The sequence below is a fragment of the uncultured Moraxella sp. genome (assembly GCF_945873075.1).
Classification (GTDB): Bacteria; Pseudomonadota; Gammaproteobacteria; order Pseudomonadales; family Moraxellaceae; genus Moraxella.
In genome coordinates this window covers 21,055-39,852 of record NZ_CAMCBS010000010.1, presented here as the reverse complement: position 1 = coordinate 39,852, position 18,798 = coordinate 21,055, and the positions used below count along the sequence as shown (strand labels likewise).

16 protein-coding genes are annotated in these 18,798 nt (G+C 45.7%); 5 read left to right on the top strand and 11 right to left on the bottom strand.

The genetic code is table 11. The annotated features are described in order from the left end of the window. Positions 1–3: 3 nt before the first annotated feature. The 3 genes from efeB to Q0N89_RS04955 all read right to left on the bottom strand — a co-directional run bounded on the left by efeB (position 4) and on the right by Q0N89_RS04955 (position 4,652). Positions 4–1,242, bottom strand: a complete 1,239-nt coding sequence (gene efeB / locus Q0N89_RS04965; protein WP_294034026.1) for an iron uptake transporter deferrochelatase/peroxidase subunit — start codon at positions 1,240–1,242, stop codon at positions 4–6. A 113-nt stretch (positions 1,243–1,355) separates the two neighbouring features. Next, a complete protein-coding gene (gene efeO / locus Q0N89_RS04960) occupies positions 1,356–2,228 on the bottom strand; it encodes an iron uptake system protein EfeO (protein ID WP_294034025.1) in 873 nt (290 codons plus the stop codon). Positions 2,229–2,618: 390 nt separating this feature from the next. Next, positions 2,619–4,652 carry a hypothetical protein gene (locus Q0N89_RS04955; RefSeq protein ID WP_294034024.1) on the bottom strand — a complete coding sequence of 678 codons (2,034 nt, stop codon included), beginning with the start codon at positions 4,650–4,652 and terminating at the stop codon, positions 2,619–2,621. 316 nt (positions 4,653–4,968) lie between these two features. On the opposite strand from Q0N89_RS04955, the gene Q0N89_RS04950 reads away from it, so the two are divergent. Both Q0N89_RS04950 and Q0N89_RS04945 read left to right on the top strand, forming a co-directional pair. After that, positions 4,969–5,415: a NirD/YgiW/YdeI family stress tolerance protein gene (locus Q0N89_RS04950; RefSeq protein WP_294034023.1), complete on the top strand. Its 447-nt coding sequence runs from the start codon at positions 4,969–4,971 to the stop codon at positions 5,413–5,415. Positions 5,416–5,530: 115 nt separating this feature from the next. After that, positions 5,531–6,277, top strand: a complete 747-nt coding sequence (locus Q0N89_RS04945; protein ID WP_294034022.1) for a YoaK family protein — start codon at positions 5,531–5,533, stop codon at positions 6,275–6,277. A 91-nt stretch (positions 6,278–6,368) separates the two neighbouring features. On the opposite strand, the gene folE is transcribed toward Q0N89_RS04945, so the two are convergent. Then, positions 6,369–6,974 carry a GTP cyclohydrolase I FolE gene (gene folE / locus Q0N89_RS04940; protein ID WP_294034021.1) on the bottom strand — a complete coding sequence of 202 codons (606 nt, stop codon included), beginning with the start codon at positions 6,972–6,974 and terminating at the stop codon, positions 6,369–6,371. A 240-nt stretch (positions 6,975–7,214) separates the two neighbouring features. Here folE and Q0N89_RS04935 point away from each other — a divergent pair, with 240 nt between their 5' ends. Further along, complete coding sequence (locus Q0N89_RS04935; protein ID WP_294034020.1) at positions 7,215–8,036, top strand: enoyl-ACP reductase; 822 nt, start codon at positions 7,215–7,217, stop codon at positions 8,034–8,036. 110 nt (positions 8,037–8,146) lie between these two features. Here the strand turns inward: Q0N89_RS04935 and Q0N89_RS04930 are convergent, their stop codons facing one another. From Q0N89_RS04930 to hflX, 3 genes are all read right to left on the bottom strand, one after another. After that, positions 8,147–8,845, bottom strand: a complete 699-nt coding sequence (locus Q0N89_RS04930; RefSeq protein ID WP_294034019.1) for an LrgB family protein — start codon at positions 8,843–8,845, stop codon at positions 8,147–8,149. 3 nt (positions 8,846–8,848) lie between these two features. Further along, positions 8,849–9,250 (bottom strand): CidA/LrgA family protein, encoded by a 402-nt coding sequence (locus tag Q0N89_RS04925; protein WP_294034018.1) that lies wholly within the window; start codon positions 9,248–9,250, stop codon positions 8,849–8,851. A gap of 108 nt (positions 9,251–9,358) precedes the next feature. Continuing rightward, entirely contained in the window at positions 9,359–10,783 is a 1,425-nt protein-coding gene (hflX, locus tag Q0N89_RS04920; RefSeq protein ID WP_294034017.1) for a ribosome rescue GTPase HflX, read from the bottom strand. 171 nt (positions 10,784–10,954) lie between these two features. On the opposite strand from hflX, the gene folP reads away from it, so the two are divergent. Next, positions 10,955–11,836, top strand: coding sequence for a dihydropteroate synthase (gene folP / locus Q0N89_RS04915; RefSeq protein WP_294034015.1), 882 nt, complete (start codon positions 10,955–10,957; stop codon positions 11,834–11,836). Between the two features lie 76 nt (positions 11,837–11,912). On the opposite strand, the gene Q0N89_RS04910 is transcribed toward folP, so the two are convergent. Together Q0N89_RS04910 and metF are read right to left on the bottom strand one after the other, a co-directional pair. Next, positions 11,913–12,641 carry a 16S rRNA (uracil(1498)-N(3))-methyltransferase gene (locus tag Q0N89_RS04910; RefSeq protein ID WP_294034014.1) on the bottom strand — a complete coding sequence of 243 codons (729 nt, stop codon included), beginning with the start codon at positions 12,639–12,641 and terminating at the stop codon, positions 11,913–11,915. Between the two features lie 111 nt (positions 12,642–12,752). Beyond that, positions 12,753–13,769, bottom strand: coding sequence for a methylenetetrahydrofolate reductase [NAD(P)H] (gene metF / locus Q0N89_RS04905; protein WP_294034012.1), 1,017 nt, complete (start codon positions 13,767–13,769; stop codon positions 12,753–12,755). Between the two features lie 299 nt (positions 13,770–14,068). Here metF and Q0N89_RS04900 point away from each other — a divergent pair, with 299 nt between their 5' ends. Beyond that, positions 14,069–15,082: an MBL fold metallo-hydrolase gene (locus tag Q0N89_RS04900; protein ID WP_294034011.1), complete on the top strand. Its 1,014-nt coding sequence runs from the start codon at positions 14,069–14,071 to the stop codon at positions 15,080–15,082. 63 nt (positions 15,083–15,145) lie between these two features. Here Q0N89_RS04900 and ahcY read toward each other — a convergent pair whose 3' ends face one another. Next, on the bottom strand, positions 15,146–16,519 hold the full coding sequence (gene ahcY, locus Q0N89_RS04895) for an adenosylhomocysteinase (RefSeq protein WP_294034010.1): 1,374 nt from the start codon (positions 16,517–16,519) through the stop codon (positions 15,146–15,148). Positions 16,520–16,781: 262 nt separating this feature from the next. Further along, positions 16,782–18,731, bottom strand: coding sequence for a TonB-dependent receptor (locus Q0N89_RS04890; protein WP_294034008.1), 1,950 nt, complete (start codon positions 18,729–18,731; stop codon positions 16,782–16,784). Positions 18,732–18,798: the final 67 nt, after the last annotated feature.

Here is an 18,798-nt window from a genome sequence, read left to right as displayed (position 1 = left end):
GTATCAGGACTTGGCAAGCTCAAATAACGCCTGACCCAAATATTCGCCTTCACGCACACCGCCAAAACAAGCAAACAGCCCACTGCCAATATGGGTGGTGTACTCGGTCATTTTATCCATCGTGCCAAGTGCATTTTGGATGTCGATAAATTGCTTGGGTGATTGTTGAAAACTAATAAACAATAAGCCTGCGTCAAATTGACCCGTCTTTGGATCAATCCCATCGGCATATGAATAGGAACGACGTAGTATCTGCTGATTGCTACCTTTGGCGAGTGCTGAGTGTGCCACCTGTGGGATAATAGGTTTGCCTTGATGGGTGGCGTGAATATCCAAAGGGGCAAATTCATCTGTCTGTCCAAGTGGAGCGCCTGTATCACGATGGCGAGCAAAGGTTTCTTCTTGCCCGGTGAGACTTGTGCGATCCCAAGTTTCTAGATGCATGGCGATGGTGCGTACGACCATATAGCTACCATGCGCAAGCCAGTTAGGGTGTTGCACCCAAATGTGCTGATCGGCATTACTTAGTACTTCTTGGTTGGCAGTGCCATCTTTGAAGCCGAATAGATTTCGTGGAGTTTGACCATCTTCATCACTGCTGGTAAATCCCATGCGACTATAGCGTAGCGTAATCAATGAGCGAGCTTGACGAACCAGCTGACGCACCGCATGGAACGCAACCTGTGGATCATCACTACAAGCTTGGATACAGATATCACCACCACTAAGATGATCTTTGAGTTGGTCTTTGGCAAAGTGGGGTAAATCCACAAATTCAGGCGGTGCAAATTGAGATAATCCAAGTTTGGATAAAAAACTTGGTGAGATGCCAAATGTCAGTGTCAAACCCCAAGCGGATAAACTGTCTGCTTCTCCTGTATCGGCAGGTGGGATGTGCGGATTGTCGCCATAGGCTTGATGGTTGTTGCCTTGACATAGACTTGCGGCAGAGCGTGTCCAGTTTTTGAACATGGTTGCGATATCGTTAATGTTCAAACTGTGCAAATCTGCTACCAGCAGATAAATATGACGCTGGCTTGGCGTGATGATGCCTGCCTGATGTTGTCCATAAAATGCATATTGCTTGGATGCTGATGCGTGTCGTTGGCAGGTGGCGTTATTGGGTGGTTGTTTTGGTGATGTACAAGCCCCAAGACCCAGTCCTGCCAAGCCTATACTTGTCATGCCAAGCCCCGTCAGACTAACACCGCCCAAAAATCTACGTCTGCTGAGTTGAGTCATATTTATCATCCATCTAGTATGATGTTACAAAGTGCCTGCTAAGATGGTATGATGCATTAGCCCATGATGGCTGTGGTCTTGGCTATGCATCATACCATGCTGATGGTGTGTGGTTATTTTAGGATGATGCCCATTTGTGCCAATGGCTCACCCAGCTGATTGATGGCATCAGCAAGTGCTTTGGTATCAGCTTCACTTAATTCTTGATAAGATTTAAAGTCTTTATCACCAATTTTATGTTGATTGAGTAGTTTATAGACGGCATCAAATTTTTCACGTATTGTTTTGACAAGTGTTGGGTCTTTTTCGGCGATTTTTGGACTAAGAATTTCAAAAATCTTGTCCGCACCTTCGATATTTGCCCAAAAATCATACAAATCCGTATGTGAAAAGACTTCTTCTTCACCAGTGATTTTGCTTGTAGAGATTTCATTGAGCAAATCCACAGAGCCTTGAACCATCAAATCGCCAGTGACATCAGCGGTTGGGGTTTTGGCTTGCAATTCTTTGACATCTGCCAGCAATTTTTCGCCCAATGCTTGAGTGCCATCGGTGGTGTTTTTGGTCCATAGGATTTTTTCGATGGCGTGATAGCCTGTCCAAGTTTCACCTGCTTGCAAGTCAGCTTCTCGGTTATCGATGCGTGGGTCAAGGTCGCCAAACAGCTCGGCAACAGGCTCGCTACGCTCAAAGTACATACGTGCGTGCGGATATAGCGCTTTAGCTTCTTCAACTTTGCCATCATTTAGCAAGGCGACAAACTTTTCGGTCTCGCTGACCAGTCCATCCATTTGAGTGCTTACCCACGCTTTATAGGCTTCGGTTTCTTTGCTTAAGTCGGTGGTGGTGTTTGGGGTCGTGGTGGTTTGACCTTGAGTGCTTTGAGTGGTTTGCTCGGCAGGTTTGGCGCTTGACTGCTCTTGATTGCAGGCACTTAGCGTCATAATGGAGCATAAACTCAACCCAAGTACTGTGAATTTATTCATAAAAAATTTCCTTTTTGCTAACAAATAAAAACAAGAATAATAACGATAATTGTTATCATTTATAATTATTATAATGGAATTTTCTTGGGTTGGCAATGATTTGTTATATCATATTGAAAATAAAATTCGCCAATAAACAGCGCACAGTGCGAATATTGTGAATGTTGTTATGGGTGCAGACAGCATAAAAAACGCTTGGCAAATAACCAAGCGTATGCGATGCCAGCTAGTGTGCCAAAGATGACATCCGCCGTAGCATCAAAAATCCTATATTGCCATGCATGGCTACGCTCGTGTGTGCCTAATCTTAGGCTAACTCAAAAAGTGCAGATAGTCAAAAACGCTCCAGTAGTACTGAAGCGTTTTTTTGTGTTGACAAGCTAAGACGGATTAGGCGTCGGTCTTTTTACGACGAGTGGTGGTTTTCTTTGGCTTGTCGGTAGCTGTCTTGGTTGCCGTGCTTTTGGTTGCTTTTTTGGCAGGGGCTTTTTTGACAGCTTTATCATCTGCTGATTTTTTTGCCGCAGGTTTTTTGGCGGCTTTGGTCGCAGGGGCATCATCGAGCAGACCTTTTTCGGCGACTTTTGCCAATAGTACTTCGCCCATTGGTTTTGGATTACCGGTAAATAGCGTTGATAGACCGTTATTTTCGATGATATGACGGCGTAGTGCCAGACGCTCTTCGTGGTTTTCGGCTAGGCGGATGGCACGCTCAACATACTCATCAGCGGTATTGGCGATGAGCCATTCAGGTAGTCCCAGACGACCAAATAGACCTTCGTCGATGTGCTCATGCACTTCAGGGCCGGTCTTGCAGACGCCCACCAAGCCAAGTGTTACCATATCAATGATACCGTTGGTATTGCCAAATGGGAATGGGTTCACCATCATATCACACTGATGTAGAATGCCTAGATATTGATGATATGGGGTGTGTGGATGTGCTGTTGCGCTATCACCTAGGTATGACTTGATAAAACGCTCGACATACGGATGGGTGATACCTGATGACTGACCTAGGGCAAAGTGGAAGTGTACTTTGACTTTGGCACGGTCACGGATGGTTTGTAGTGCTTTTAGGAAATATGGGTTTAGCTTCATTGTGGTTGAAGCGATACCGATATTTACCACTTCTGGATTTTCACGCAGGCGATACTCGACTGAGTTTGGCGCTAGTGCTGATGGCACATACGGTAGCGCATCTTTTGGTAGGCGAAGTAGTGTTTCGCTAAAGCAGTCTTCTGAGCCGACATAATCATCTTCGACGATGACATAGTCAATAAACGGCGAGTGCGTCGTGCCCGGATGACCCAGTGCGACACTTTGGATTGGTGCGATTTGGGTATTACTTAGGAAAATCGTGGTCAAATCCATACCGATGCTTGGCATATACAGCACAGCAGGCTCAAGTTTATCAGCATAGTCTTTGACAGCATTTAGCTTATCAAAAATGCTGTTTTGGTCAAGCAGATGGAACTCATCAAAGACATCACGGCCTGCTTGATCCACAGCTTCACCACCAAAGCCGACAATGTGGAATAGCTCACGAGCAGCAATCATCGAAGTTGAATGCGTGCGATAGATTGAGTGCGCAGAATGGAAGTGCTCAAGCACGACGAACATCACAGGCTTGCCATTGACACGGCCGATTTTGCTGACATCACGATCTGTCCAGCCGCTGGCTAGTAGGTGCTTACGAATCACGGCATTGAGCGATTCTTTGACACGGTGCTTGTCGGCATCGACATCATAGCTACAGTGCATATAGACATCATGACTGATGGCTGATGGTAGTGTATTTAGGTTTTCGAATGTTTTTAGTTTTTCTGGGAACCATTTTAGGACAGCGGCACGCTTGGTGAATGATGATTCAGTACCGATAAAGCGTGGTGACTGTAGGGCAAAGCATAGCGATGCGCACAGTGATGGGTTCAGATTCCACAGCACATCAAGGTTGAGCGGAACATTGGATTCCATCGTGTATAGGATACAAAAACGCTTGATGGCTTCGATGTTGTTCGGTAGGTGAATCTCAAGCGGACGCTCTGGGTTTGGATTTGGGTTGGCGTCATAAGTCTTTAGGATATGGTCAGCATTGACATAAGGCGAGCTGGCAAAAATCAGACCCAACCAGCGGTGCAAGGTCATAAAGCGATTAAAACCGCCTTCGGTGATGCTAAAGTTATTTTTGGCATCAAATAGCTCGGTGACGGCTGATGCCACACGAGTTGCAAAATGCACCACGCGTTCTTGTTCTGAGAAATTTAGCTGTTGTGGGTAGTTGCATTCGATTTGGTGGATGCCACCGAACTGATTATCCAGACTGCCTAGGATATCAAGCAATTCATTGCAAGACGCTTCAAAATCTTTTTTTGCGACCGCTTGTTCAAAGCGGATAACACTGGCTTGTTTGTTTTGAGACATGGTCATACTCGATTAGTAAAAATAAAAACTATCCATCAACCTAGATGGATATTCGGTCAAAAATTAGACATATTATAATCATTTTTTTATTCAAAAACAGATGTTTCTACACAATAACAAAATAAAAAACAAAAACACAACAGATGCTAGAAATGATATTTTAATCTTGCCAAAAAAGTGAGCATATATATTTGTTGCCGATTTAAGGTTAATTTAAGTTTGCTGTGATTTAATAGTCGCCATCGCAAGTAGTGTGCTAAAATGACAGATAGATGCTTGCGAGCATGATATTTTGTGATATTTTATAGGTGAATTTATGATGAAAAAAACCGCTTTATGCGCAATCTTGGCAAGTACAGCATTGGTGACCGCGTGCCAAAATACGACTGACAAACCACAAGAAATTAAGATGTCAGCAGCCAATGCCCAACCAATTCCATCGCAGCAGTCATCGACGAACGCAGCACAAACAGGCGTGATCAATACTTCTGCTATCAATAGTCAAGTGACTGTATCGCAGCTTGCAACTTTAAAAGATGACAGTCAGGTACGCCTAACGGGCAAAGTCACAAAATCACTTGGTGATGAAAAATATGAATTTGCTGATGCAACAGGTGTGGTTGTCGTAGAGATTGACGATGAAGCATGGCAAGGGCGTGCTGTGACAGCCAACGATACTTTGACCATCGATGGTGAGCTAGACATTAGCCATCTCCCAACCAAGCGCACCAAAGTCGATGTTGATACCGTGACATTTCATTAATTTTAATCAATAAAAACATTAACTATAAAAAGCACACGACTCATTTGGGTTTTGTGCTTTTAATTTTGAAATGATAAAATAAGATTTTTGTTATCACAAAATCAAGGGGCTAGGCATGAAAATCATGGGCGATACCATTCCTGCATGGGTGCTGTGGGGTGCGGTCGTGCTGGCATTTTGTGCAGGATTGCTAAACACCATCGCCTTGATGGGCTTTACCCATGTCTCTGCATCTCATGTGACTGGCAATGTCAGTCAGTTTGCCTTATCCTTGCTTGATGGCGACTGGGTGAATATGCGCCTGTTTTTGATTTCGATTGCATCGTTTTGGTTCGGTTCGGTGTTATCAGGCATGATTATTGGCTCAAGTGAGCTTAATATCAACCGTCATTATGGCTATGCGATGTACCTAGAAGCACTGCTACTGTGTTTAAGCCTAGCTCTGTATATCAATGATAATTATTTTGGGCAGATGATGATTGCGATGGCGTGCGGATTGCAGAACTCGATGGTCGCCACCTATGGCGGTGCGGTCGTGCGTACCACGCATTTGACAGGGACGACATCTGACCTTGGGGCGACGGTGGGGAATTGGCTTGTCGGCCGTAAGGTGGATATCAGTAAGGTGGTGCTACACAGTGGATTGTGGTGGGCGTTTTTTATCGGTGGCTTTGTGGCGGTATGGCTATACCGTGAAGTGGGCTATTGGGCGATGCTGCTGCCGATTGTGATTATTTTGCTTGCGGCAACGAGCTATTCACAGATGGAGCGTTGGTTTCCTAGCATTGTACGGGTGGCACGACTAAAACAGCTAAAAAAACTGCGTAAATTTGAGCAGTTGAAAAAAAACCAACACGATTAATCGTCAGCCAAATTTCATCTTTCATCAGGCAATAAAAATAGGCAAAGTACAATACAGCACTTTGCCTATTTTTTATATTTTTTATAATCACTTAACCAAACGCAGGCGAGCGTCTAGGCACAGCGTCCAAAAACTCACGGCGAGCATCATGATTGCTGACAAATTCACCGAGCATACTCGTCGTACGGGTGGTGGATTGTTGCTTGCTGACACCACGCATCATCATGCACATATGGCTGGCATCCATCACCACAGCGACACCACGACAGCCGGTCAACTCTTCGATGGCGGTGGCGACTTGTTTGGTGAGATTTTCTTGGATTTGTAGGCGGCGAGCATACATATCGACGATGCGCGCGACTTTGGACAGTCCTAGCACCTTACCATTTGGCAGATAGCCGACATGAGCCACGCCATAGAATGGCAGTAGGTGATGTTCGCACAGCGAATAAAATTCGATATTTTGCACCAAGACCAATTCAGGATTGTCCGAGTCAAACACCGCATCATTGGCCACAGTCGCAAGATCTTGATGATAACCACGAGTCAAGTAGCCAAACGCCTTAGCAGCGCGCATCGGCGTATCTAGCAAACCATCACGGCTCAAATCTTCGCCTGATGCACTGATGATCTTGGCATAATGTTCAGATAGGACTTCAAAATCGGGTGTAAAGTTTACGGTATCAGAATTTGACATGGTCTTTGATGAATAATGAATGAAAACAACATAGCTTAACGCAAAACGGCAATTTTTTAAAGCTTTTATTGGGATTTATTGTGATTTTTGGGGAAATTTATCACGGCTTGGGCGTGCAGGCGGGGTAGGCGTGCGATTGTTTATTAAGTTTACATCTGTACTAATTTTTCTGCACAATTTCAAAAACCATGCTATAATGAGCCAAATTTTCCCTAATTTCACCTACAAAGGATCAAACCCATGCTACTAAAAGGTCAGCGTTTTGTTGTCACTGGTATCGCCAGTAAACTGTCTATCGCTTGGGCGATTGCAGAGAGCCTACACCGTGAAGGTGCGGAGCTGATTTTGACTTATCCAAATGACAAAATCAAAAAGCGTGTCGATATGGCAGCCGAAGCATTCAACGCCACAGCCGTGATTGAGTGCGATGTCGCATCAGATGCATCTATCGCTGCTTGCTTTGAAGAAGTGGCGAAGCACTGGGGCAATGGCGATGATCGTGGTGTCAATGGTATCGTGCACGCCATTGGCTTTGCGCCAGCAGATCAGCTTGATGGCGACTTTACCAGTGCGACCACTCGTGAAGGTAGCCAAATTGCTCACGACATCTCAAGCTACAGCTTTGTGGCGCTTGCCAAAGCAGGTCGTGAACTGCTTGCCGCTCGTCAAGGCTCGCTATTAACCCTAACTTACGAAGGCAGTATCTCTGTACTACCGAACTATAATGTCATGGGCATGGCAAAAGCCAGCCTAGAAGCATCGGTACGCTACCTAGCATCATCACTGGGCGGTGAGGGCATCCGTGTCAACGCCATCAGCGCAGGCCCAATCCGCACATTGGCAGCGAGCGGTATCAAGTCATTCCGCCGTATGCTCGATGTCAGCGAAAAAATCGCACCGCTACAACGCAATGTCAGCCAAGAAGAAGTGGGCAACGCCGCCTTATTCCTACTATCGCCGTGGGCGAGTGGTGTGACTGGTGAGATTTTGTTCGTCGATGCAGGCTTTAATACTGTTGCCATCAGTGAGCAAATCATGGCAATGGCATCGGATGACGAATAAGTCTTAATTAAACGAAAATAACCACGATGCTGATATCGTGGTTATTTTTTTTGTCAAATGGTAAAACTGAAATTGATGTCAAGTTCAGTTATAAGTGTGTTGAGCGTCATCTAGCCAAGCCACCACAGCACCGCCATCGGTAGCCAAACAGCAGTCACCAGTCCATTGATGGCAAGTCCAAAGGCGGCATAGCGTCCTGCGGTCGGACTGATGGTCCACGCTTCGACTGTGCCGATGGCGTGCGCCACCAAGCCAAGCGCCAAGCCATGTGCGCGTTCATCTTTGATATTGCGAAACAAAATACGACACATACCTGCGCCTAGGATGCCCGAGACGATGATGATGAGATTTGCCATGACAAGCGGTGCTTCGATGATTTGGGCGACTGACAGACCCACAGGCGTCGTCACCGAGCGAGTGGCAAATGCCAAGATGGTATCCATATTTAGCGCAAACAAGTAGCTTAATGACATGGGCACGATAGCGCCGACGAGACTTGCTAGCACGACGATGATGGAGAGTTTTTTGACAGGCAAGCCCTTAAAATCCATCCCTGCTAGTGGCACAGCAAGTAGCACGGTGCTATAACCAAGCAAGCGGTCAAATACAGGCTTGGCATTGGCATAATAGGTGGCATAATCTAGCTGAATAATCAGTAGCAAAATCAGCGTAATCACAATGGCGATGATAATCATCGGCACGCCACGGATATAGCGATTGAGATAGCGGAGCACATATTTGGCACTGATATGCGCAATCAGCGTCACGATAAAGGCGATAATGATGGTCGTGCTGTCAATCTGTGGCATGGCTTACCCCTTATCCTGTTCAGAGCCTTTGAGCCACGCTGCTGACAGCTTAGCAAATGCCCAAAGCGGAATGAGTGTACTAATGATAATCACAGCCGAGACAGGCAACAAATCCGCACCAAGCCCAAATAACAAAATCCCAGCCCCAGCCGATACAGGCAAAAATGCAAAACCGCTATCCACAAGTAGTACGCTCGATGAATAGCTGAGCCATTCAGGTAGCCCAATCGTCATACGCACGCTAATCAGCACGATAAATAAGCTGACCAAGCCCACGATGTTTGCCGCTGTCGGCATCCCAAAATAAGTGCAGACCACCAAGGCAAGCTCACGCACCGCCACGACGATGATGATGGTTGCGAGCATACCAAGCCAAAACTTAGCTGAGTGCACGGGTATTTTCATACTTCATCCTTGTTGGGAGCTTGTGACAAAACTTTGTCAAATTAATCCGGCTTACACCTGTAAACTCTAATAAATACAAGTAATTAGCGTATTTTGACAGTTTACCCACTATCGACAAAATGGGTCAAGTTCTTCATCAAAATGTTCGCTATTTTGATTTGTGATGTTATTTTGTATTGCGATTTCAAAAGGCTCTAGCACAGGTTTTAGGCTGTCGGCTTGCTCGCTCGGTAGGACTTCATCAGCATTAAGTGCATATTGCCCAAGTAGCTGTTTTAGCTTGGCAGGGGCAAGTAGCACTTCTAGGACTTCTTTGCCCATGTCATCATAACTGCTGTCAGTGATGACACCAAGTCCGTGCAGGGTATTTTTTAGCCCACCTGCATGATAGGGCAGGGTAAGGGTAAATCGCTTAAGCTCACCTGAGAGCAGCTCTTGCACGGCAATCATCAGCTGATCGATGCCCAGATTATCACGAGCGGACACATAGACACGGTGCGGTACGCCATGATCTTGATAATAGATGGCAGGCGGCTCACCGCTTTTATCGATTTTGTTATGCACAAGCAAAATCGGCGCGTCGGCTTTGATTTGTGCCAGTACATCATTGACGGCGGCGATTTGTTCGTGACGATCTTCGCTGGCGGTATCGATGACGTGTAGCAGTAGATCCGCTTCAAGCGTCTCTTCAAGTGTCGCATGGAAGCTTTCGACGAGCTCATGGGGCAGATGTCGCACAAAGCCCACAGTATCCGCAAGCACGACATTGCCGACACCCGGCCATTTGACACGGCGTAGCGTCGGATCGAGCGTGGCAAATAGCTGATCGGCAGCATAGATATTGTCATCAGCTAGGCGGTTAAAGAGCGTGGATTTACCGGCGTTGGTATAGCCAACTAGTGATACGGTGGGGATTTCAGACTTTTGGCGTTTGGCACGACCTTGTGCACGAGTTTGCTTGACTTTATCAAGCTTGGCTTTGAGCTGTGTGACACGGATCTGTAGCAATCGGCGGTCGGTTTCTAGCTGAGTTTCACCCGGTCCACGCAGACCGATACCGCCTTTTTGGCGTTCAAGGTGTGTCCAACCACGCACAAGCCGAGTGGCTAGATGGTTTAATTGTGCTAATTCTACTTGTAGCTTACCTTCATAAGTGCGAGCACGCTGAGCAAAAATATCGAGAATTAGACCCGTTCTATCTAGCACACGACATTTTAGAATTTGTTCAAGATTTCGCTCTTGGCTCGGGGTGAGTGTGTGATTAAAAATCACCACTACATCACCTTTTTCGCCATCGGTGCTATCGCGAAAACGACGCACGGCATCGGCGATTTCATCGGCTTTACCTGTGCCGACGAAGTATTTGGCGTGTGGCTTACTGCGGCTGCCTGTGATGATTTCGATTTCGTTCGCCCCAGCTGAATGTACAAGCAGGCGAAACTCTTCTAAATCATCAGGATCGATGATTTGATGGATATCAAGATGAACCAAGATGGCATTGTCGCCACCTTCATGTCTGTCAAAATATTGCAAATTTTATCCTTATGATAAATATTATTATAAATAAATTTTAACCAATTAATCAGCAAGCGACCGCATGGGATGGTGATGGGGAATTTTGGTGTGCCACTTACCATCGAATGTGTCACTTGGACTACATCTTATGCTATTATAAGGCATTTTTTGGGATGAGGTGAGTTTTTTATGTCACAGCGAGCAATCAGACAGCTACACGCACATGGCAAGACATTGGATTTATCCACGCCAAAGGTGATGGGAATCTTAAATGTCACACCAGATTCGTTCTCCGATGGTGGTCGCTATCATGGCGTGGATCGGGCGCTTGCCCATGTCGAATCGATGATCGCCGATGGCGTGCATATCATCGATATCGGTGGCGAATCGACAGGCCCCAATGCGACCGCAGTCGGCACGGATGAAGAGCTGCGCCGTGTCGTCCCTGTGGTGCAGGCGATTCGCTCGGCGTTCGGCGATGAGATTTGGCTGTCGCTTGATACCAGTAATCCTGCGGTGATGCAAGCAGGTATCGAATCGGGCGCAGACATCATCAATGATGTGCGTGCACTTCGCCGTGATGGGGCGGTAGAGATGGCGGCTAAGCTTGGTGTGCCTGTGGTACTGATGCACAGCCGTGGCGAGCCTGATACGATGGATAATTTAGCAGTGTATGATGATGTCGTCGCCGAAGTCATCGATGAGCTGACACACAGCATTGAACGGGCGGTGATGGCGGGGGTGGCTCGTGAGCAATTGGTGATTGATATTGGTATGGGTTTTGCCAAGACTTATGAGCATCATCAGGTGCTGATGACGCAGTTGAGCACTTTTATTCGGCAGTTTGATTTACCGATGCTGTTTGGTGTGTCTCGCAAGCGGTTTTTGGGTGAGATTTTGCAGCGTACAGGTCTAGATAATCTACAAAATCATCAGCCAAGCGACCGTGATGTCATCGGCGCAGGGATGTCGCTACTGGCGGTACAACAAGGCGCAAGTATCGTGCGTGTGCATGATGTCGCCAAAAGTGTGCAGATGCTGTCAATGTGGCAGCAGATTTATGGTGAGTGAGTGAAAATTGGATAACTTTTATTAATTTTATATTAAAAAAAATTTCAAATTATTACTCAATTAACTTATCACCCAATCAACCCAAATCATTAATAATCTGCAACGCCGTTAAAGCCACCACAGGGGCGGTCTCGGTACGTAGCACTCGCTCGCCAATCGTCCAAGGTACAAAGCCATGCTCGGTGGCAAAGTCAATCTCGGTCGGGGATAGACCGCCTTCAGCGCCGATGAGTAGGGCGATGGTGTCAGGTAGGGGGCTGGTAAAGCTTGGCTTGCCATCTGATAGTGCTAATACCAGTTTTAGATGATCTGTACAATCCGTCACCCAAGTTTCGAGAGCGACAGGCGGGATAATCTTTGGAATGATGTTCAATCCGCATTGTTCACAAGCGGCGATTGCCACGCCTTGCCAGTGCTCAATTTTCTTAAAATCACGCTCATATTTAAGATGGGCTTGACAGCGTTCACTTGTGAGTAGCTGAATCTGATGTACGCCCATTTCGCACGCTTTTTGGATGGCATAATCCATGCGATCGCCACGACTCATCACAAGCCCAATACTGACCGCAAAGGGCGGTGTGCGATTGATGGGGTCGTAGGCATGAATGATTGCTTGTGCTGATTTTTTATCAATACTTATCAATTTGACAGCGTATTCACCCCCTGCACCATCAAATAAGGTGGCGGTATCATGCATCTTGGCACGCAAAACTTTGCACCAATGATGATAGATGGTGTCGCTAAGCGTGATAGTCTGACCGACAAGCTCGGTGGATAACGGCGTATCAATAAAAAATCTAGGCATAATTGACCAGTGATAAAAAAATCAAAAACCGCTCAAATTTGATAAGACTATCTAAATACCATCATCTAAATAACGCTATCAAATCATCACGGCTTTATTGGGTAAATCTGATTAAATCAATCCCAAACTTTCGACCAACGCTTTATTTGGTTCGGTTTGGTTCATGCTATAAAAATGCAAGCTTGGCACGCCTTCGCTAATTAGGCGTTCGCACAGCTGATGCACGATATCAAAGCCAAATTGACGGATGGATTTTTTGTCATCGCCATAGTCGGCAAGCTGTTTACGGATATAGCGTGGGACATCAGCACCGCAGCCATCAGCAAAGCGGATCAGGTTTGATGCGTTGGTGATTGGCATGATGCCTGCGATGATGGGGAAATCGTCTTGATGCACGCCTTTTTTTGCCAAGCGATCACGCAAGAACAGATAGCTGTCAGGATTGTAGAAAAATTGGGTGATGGCTTCGTTCGCACCGGCATGATATTTGGCGACCAGATTATCAATATCTGCTTCAAAATTCTTCGCTTGCGGGTGCATTTCAGGATAAGCGGCGACCTTGATGGCAAAATGCTCACCACTATGCTCACGGATGTATTTGACCAAGTCAAGCGCATACGGTAGCTCGCCATAGCCGACCTGACCTGATGGCAGATCGCCACGCAACGCCACGACACGATCGACGCCCAATGCCTTATAAAAATCAAGCAATTCGCCAATCTGCGCCTTAGTATCACCGATGCATGACATATGGGGTGCAATCGGGGTGTCGCCTTTTTTGATTAATGCTTCGACGATACCAAGCGTGCGTTCACGAGTCGAACCACCTGCGCCATAGGTCACTGAGAAATATTTTGGATTGAGTGCATTAAGCTCATCAAAGACGCTAAGTAGCTTATCTTGCCCTTCGTCAGTCTTGGCAGGGAAAAATTCAAACGAAAATGGCACTGTGGCGGCGCTTGGTGTTTTTGGTGTAGGTTTTTTTACTTCGGTGTTGATTTGGGTGGCTACTTCGGCAGACTTGGCGGCTGTCGTGGCTTGTACAGGCTGTTGATTTTTAATATCAGATTTTAGTTCATTTAATAATTGTTCAATCGCTGCAAGGCGATTTAGAGTGTCTTGGCTCATGATGGCTCTCTAAAATTATCATGATAAATCAAATGACTATAGGATTTATCAATTTTGTTAAAATTATTCAATTATAGCAGATTTTTGGCAGTTTGTTAATGCCAAATAGATGTTAGTAAATTCCATGTTGGATTGGTTTATAGGGCGATAATCTTGCCTTATGGCATGGGAGTGACTGATCGGTAAATTAAAAATCAATGTCCGGCAGAGTGTGATTTGTTATGATGGCATTCCGATCAATATTAATGATTTGTGATATTATTTAATTTTAATCAAAACAAATAATAGGAATAATAAATATGTCAATCTCAAGACGATCTCTATTAAAATCAGCAATGCTAACAGCAATGACTGCAGGTGTGATGAAAGGCGCTGCTGCTCAAGAATTTGCCAACCCCCAATTTTCAGAACCCGTACCCGTTGGCAATGATGAATGGCGAGTTGGCACCAAGCTTGTATTGTTTGGCACGCAAGGCGGCCCTATTATGAATGTCGCTCGTATGATGACATCGCAGGCGATTATGATTGATGGTCGGATGCACTTGGTGGATTTTGGGTATGGTGCATTGCAGCGAATGGCTGAAATGGGGATTCCAGTTGAGACGATTAAAAATATGTATCTAACCCATCATCATTCTGATCACATGATGGATTTGCCTGCAATTATGAATGTTACTTGGGCATCTGGCGTCAAAGGACCGATAGGTGTCTATGGCCCTGCACCAATTGTGCAAAGTTTGGTTGCTGCCAAGCAGCTTTTTGCCGAAGATTATCGCATTCGTGGTCGTGGCGGTCGTTTTTTGCCAATTGAATCAGTGTTTGAAGCACGCACAATTGATATGAGCAAGCAAATCGCCCAAAAGCCTGTTTTGATTCATCAAGATGACACGGTGAAAGTCACTGCTATCAAAGTGCCGCACAGTGAGTTTGAGTTAGCATTGGCATTGCGATTTGATACCGCAAACCGCTCAATTGTAGTGTCTGGTGATACAGGTTTTTCTGAAAACTTGATCGAACTTGCCAAAGGGGCTGATGTGTTATTGCATGAAGTGATGTACTGGCCTGGTATCGAAAAAATGCTACTTGCTCGTGGTAATGGCGTGATACCAGAAGCACAGCGTCAGTATTTTTTGAGTGAACATACGACTGCTGAAGATGCAGGTAAGATTGCAGCTGCAGCAGGGGTAAAAACTTTGGTGCTTAATCATCTAATCAGCGGACCTGAGCCCGTTACTGACGCACAGTGGATCGCATCTGCCAAGACACATTATCAAGGGCAGGTAATTGTAGGGCGTGATCGTATGATCATTTGATAATACCAATTACAAAACAGCCTTGGTGAGCAAACCAAGGCTGTTTATTGTCAGTATGTCTAATCAGTATTTGTATTCATCTGATTTAAACGGGCCATCCACTGACACGCCGATATAGTCGGCTTGTTTTTCGGTGAGCCTCGTGATCACGCCATTAAAGCCTGCAACCATCGCAGCTGCCACTTCTTCGTCCAGTTTCTTTGGTAGTACCTTGACATAGACTTTGCCTGGTTTTTCGGCAGCAGGCAAATCAGCAAATTTTTCTTGATACAGATGAATCTGTGCTAGTACTTGGTTGGCAAATGAGCCGTCCATGATGCGTGATGGATGACCTGTAGCGTTGCCAAGATTCACCAAGCGACCTTCTGATAGTAGAATCAGATAGTCATCATCGCTGTCTGAGCGATAGACTTGATGCACTTGTGGCTTGACTTCCACCCATTTCCAGTTGTCACGCATAAATTGAGTGTCAATCTCGGTATCAAAGTGACCGATGTTGCACACGACAGCGGCTGATTTTAGGGCTTTTAGCATTTCGCTGTTACAGACATGATAGTTGCCTGTGGTGGTCACGATCAAATCAGTGTCTTGTAGTAGGGCGGTATTCACGCCTTGAGCTTGATCGCCACCGATGAATGGTGAGACCACTTCATAGCCGTCCATGCACGCTTGCATCGCACAGATTGGGTCGATTTCAGAGATACGCACGATCATACCTTCTTGGCGTAGTGATTGTGCTGAGCCTTTGCCCACATCGCCATAGCCGATGACTAGTGCGCGGCGACCCGACAGCAGCATATCTGTACCACGCTTGATGGCGTCGTTCAGCGAGTGGCGGCAGCCGTATTTGTTGTCATTTTTTGATTTGGTGACAGCGTCATTGACATTGATGGCAGGGACTTTGAGTGTGCCATTGCCCAGCATCTCGATTAGGCGGTGCACACCTGTGGTAGTTTCTTCTGAGATACCGTGGATGCTGTCTAGCATTTGTGGGTATTTGTTGTGAATGAGAGCGGTCAAATCGCCACCGTCATCTAGGATGATGTTGGCATCCCATAGTTTGCCATCTTGGTGGATTTGTTGTTCTAGACACCATTCGTATTCTTCTTCGGTTTCGCCTTTCCAAGCAAAGACAGGGATACCAGCAGCGGCGATGGCAGCAGCGGCGTGGTCTTGGGTAGAAAAGATGTTGCAAGAAGTCCAGCGAACTTCAGCGCCTAACGCCACCAAAGTCTCAATCAGCACCGCAGTCTGAATGGTCATGTGGATACAGCCGACGATTTTGGCACCTGCCAAAGGCTGGGCGGCGGCATAGCGTTTACGCAGACCCATTAGGGCAGGCATTTCGGTTTCGGCAAGGCGGATTTCTTTGCGGCCAAATTCGGCAAGGCTGATGTCAGCCACTTTATAATCGGTAAATGTAGACACTGCGTCCACTCCTTTTAAAAATTAACGATCAGATTATTGGTAATAATCATAAAAAAGAAAACGCAGATGTCGTTGATTATTTTAAATTCACCCTATGATAAATCTAAAAAGCAAGCCTGACCGCTGTAAGGTTGTTAAAACCAACAGCGGTTGCAACATCTCTTGCAAACTCATTATTATAACAAATTTTTGCAATGATTACAGTGCTTACTTAAATTTAGACAATAAAAAACGGCTGATACAATCAACCGTTTTCAATCCTAGTGATGGATTAGTATTTGAAAGTCACACCAAGATTGGCTTGGCGACCGCCATTGACATACCATTGGTCTTGGTAGTAGTTGGCAGTTTTGTACTCAACATTGCTGATGTTTTGGATGTTGGTGAATAGTTTGACATATGGATTGATGTTCCAATAAGCATCCACATCCACAGTGGCATAGCCAGGTACTTTGATGGTGTTGGCTCTATCTGCAAAGGCATCTGAGCGCGCGATGATTGAGGTGCTGACACCAGCGACGCCATCATCATAACCCAAGGTTAATGTACCAGTATGTTTTGGACGATAGGCGATTTCACGATTGTTGTCTTTATTTTCGGTTTCTATGTATGCATAACCGGCTTTTGCGTAGTAATTATCACGAACATATGTAGCACTGATTTCACCACCAATAAACGAGGCTTTAGAAATATTTGAATAAGTGCCAGTATTGAATCTCTGAATTGTGCCTGGGTTGGTTGTATCTAAAATATCAGTGGTTGAGTTTTGAATATTGATTAGGTTTCTAACATGGGTGTGAAACGCAGTAACATCCAAAGTCAAGTTATCACTAAATTGATGCGAAGCACCTAGCTCATAGCTAATACTTTTCTCGGGTTCTAGGTTTTCATTACCAATTGTGGCATATGTTTCAAGTATGTCTGGATTCTCCCAGTTTGGATATGGTCCATCAATACTTTCGTAATACAATTCAGACAATGCAGGTGCACGGAACGCTGAGCCAACATTGGCATAGACGCTGGTAGCAGGCGTAATATGATAACGCACCGCACCTTGACCAACGGTGTGATTGCCAAAGCGTTCATTGTCTTCTAGACGCACACCAACTTGGGTGTTTAGCTTGTCGCTATTGTATTGATGCTGTGCATAATAGCCAATAGTATCAATGCTTTGGACGCCATCTTTGACGGTATTGCTGGTGTATTCAGACTGATTGCCTGTGGCACCCACTAGGATGTTTTGATTGTTTGTAAATGACCACTTAGCGTTGATATCCGCTTCATCAACTTGGGTGTTATAAAATGAACTGTAAGCGACGACATCTTGTTCATTTTTGATATTGCTATAACGAGCATTCAAGCTAAGATTGTCAATTGGCTTATAAGCGATTTTGGCATTGGTGATTTGGTTTTCAAATTCACGCACAGCAGTGTTTGGTGATGTGCTGACGCCCGAACTATTAAACTCATTGATGCCTTCGTTGTGCTCAAAGCTGATACTTGCATCAAGGTTTTGTTTGTTATCAAAACCAAGTTTGGCGGCGTAGCCTTTTTGCTCATAGCCTGCTTTGTTGTCACGGCTTTGGGTGTTAAAGATGCGTGTACCATCAGATTCTAGACGCTGACCTGACAGGCTAGCATAAAAGCCGTTATGTACCACATCACCGCTGACAATGGCTTTATAGGTGTTGTTTTCACCGATGATACCAGTGATTTCACCGCCTGTGCGTGCAGGTGTTTTGCTGACCATTTGGATGACACCGCCGATGGCATCCGAGCCATATTGTACAGATGCAGGACCTTTGGCGATTTCAACACGGCTTAGGTTAGTGGTATCAATAAAGCCGGTATAAATAGAACCAAGGTGATTTTGGTTATTTAGGCGAGCACCATCTTTTAGCACTAGGGTGTGCACAGGGTATGTGCCGCGAATCGATACTTCAGGTACTTGACCCATGCCGCCGTACTGTTTGACATAGATGCCTGCGTCTGACTGGATGACATCCGATAGGTTGCGTGCAGGATTTTTCTCAATTTCGCCTGCGCTGATGACAGTCACTGATGCTGGCGTGTCACTGAGTGGCGTGGCTGTGCGTGACACAGTAATCACATCCGGATCAAGCACAACAGTTGGCTCGATGGTCTGTGCATAAGCAGTGGTGATAAGACTCGTTGGGGCTAATGCCAAGATAATGGCACGGCGTAGAGCGGTCGATGACATAACTAACCTTAATATTGCTAATGGTTTGGGTTTTGTAAATTTAACTGTCTTATTATAACATGAAAAA

Bases quoted from the DNA above. Each gene is read 5' to 3' on its own strand.
- efeB (WP_294034026.1), bottom strand. From the start codon at position 1,242: ATGACTCAACTCAGCAGACGTAGATTTTTGGGCGGTGTTAGTCTGACG.
- efeO (WP_294034025.1), bottom strand. From the start codon at position 2,228: ATGAATAAATTCACAGTACTTGGGTTGAGTTTATGCTCCATTATGACG.
- Q0N89_RS04955 (WP_294034024.1), bottom strand. From the start codon at position 4,652: ATGTCTCAAAACAAACAAGCCAGTGTTATCCGCTTTGAACAAGCGGTC.
- Q0N89_RS04950 (WP_294034023.1), top strand. From the start codon at position 4,969: ATGATGAAAAAAACCGCTTTATGCGCAATCTTGGCAAGTACAGCATTG.
- Q0N89_RS04945 (WP_294034022.1), top strand. From the start codon at position 5,531: ATGAAAATCATGGGCGATACCATTCCTGCATGGGTGCTGTGGGGTGCG.
- folE (WP_294034021.1), bottom strand. From the start codon at position 6,974: ATGTCAAATTCTGATACCGTAAACTTTACACCCGATTTTGAAGTCCTA.
- Q0N89_RS04935 (WP_294034020.1), top strand. From the start codon at position 7,215: ATGCTACTAAAAGGTCAGCGTTTTGTTGTCACTGGTATCGCCAGTAAA.
- Q0N89_RS04930 (WP_294034019.1), bottom strand. From the start codon at position 8,845: ATGCCACAGATTGACAGCACGACCATCATTATCGCCTTTATCGTGACG.
- Q0N89_RS04925 (WP_294034018.1), bottom strand. From the start codon at position 9,250: ATGAAAATACCCGTGCACTCAGCTAAGTTTTGGCTTGGTATGCTCGCA.
- folP (WP_294034015.1), top strand. From the start codon at position 10,955: ATGTCACAGCGAGCAATCAGACAGCTACACGCACATGGCAAGACATTG.
- Q0N89_RS04910 (WP_294034014.1), bottom strand. From the start codon at position 12,641: ATGCCTAGATTTTTTATTGATACGCCGTTATCCACCGAGCTTGTCGGT.
- metF (WP_294034012.1), bottom strand. From the start codon at position 13,769: ATGAGCCAAGACACTCTAAATCGCCTTGCAGCGATTGAACAATTATTA.
- Q0N89_RS04900 (WP_294034011.1), top strand. From the start codon at position 14,069: ATGTCAATCTCAAGACGATCTCTATTAAAATCAGCAATGCTAACAGCA.
- Q0N89_RS04890 (WP_294034008.1), bottom strand. From the start codon at position 18,731: ATGTCATCGACCGCTCTACGCCGTGCCATTATCTTGGCATTAGCCCCA.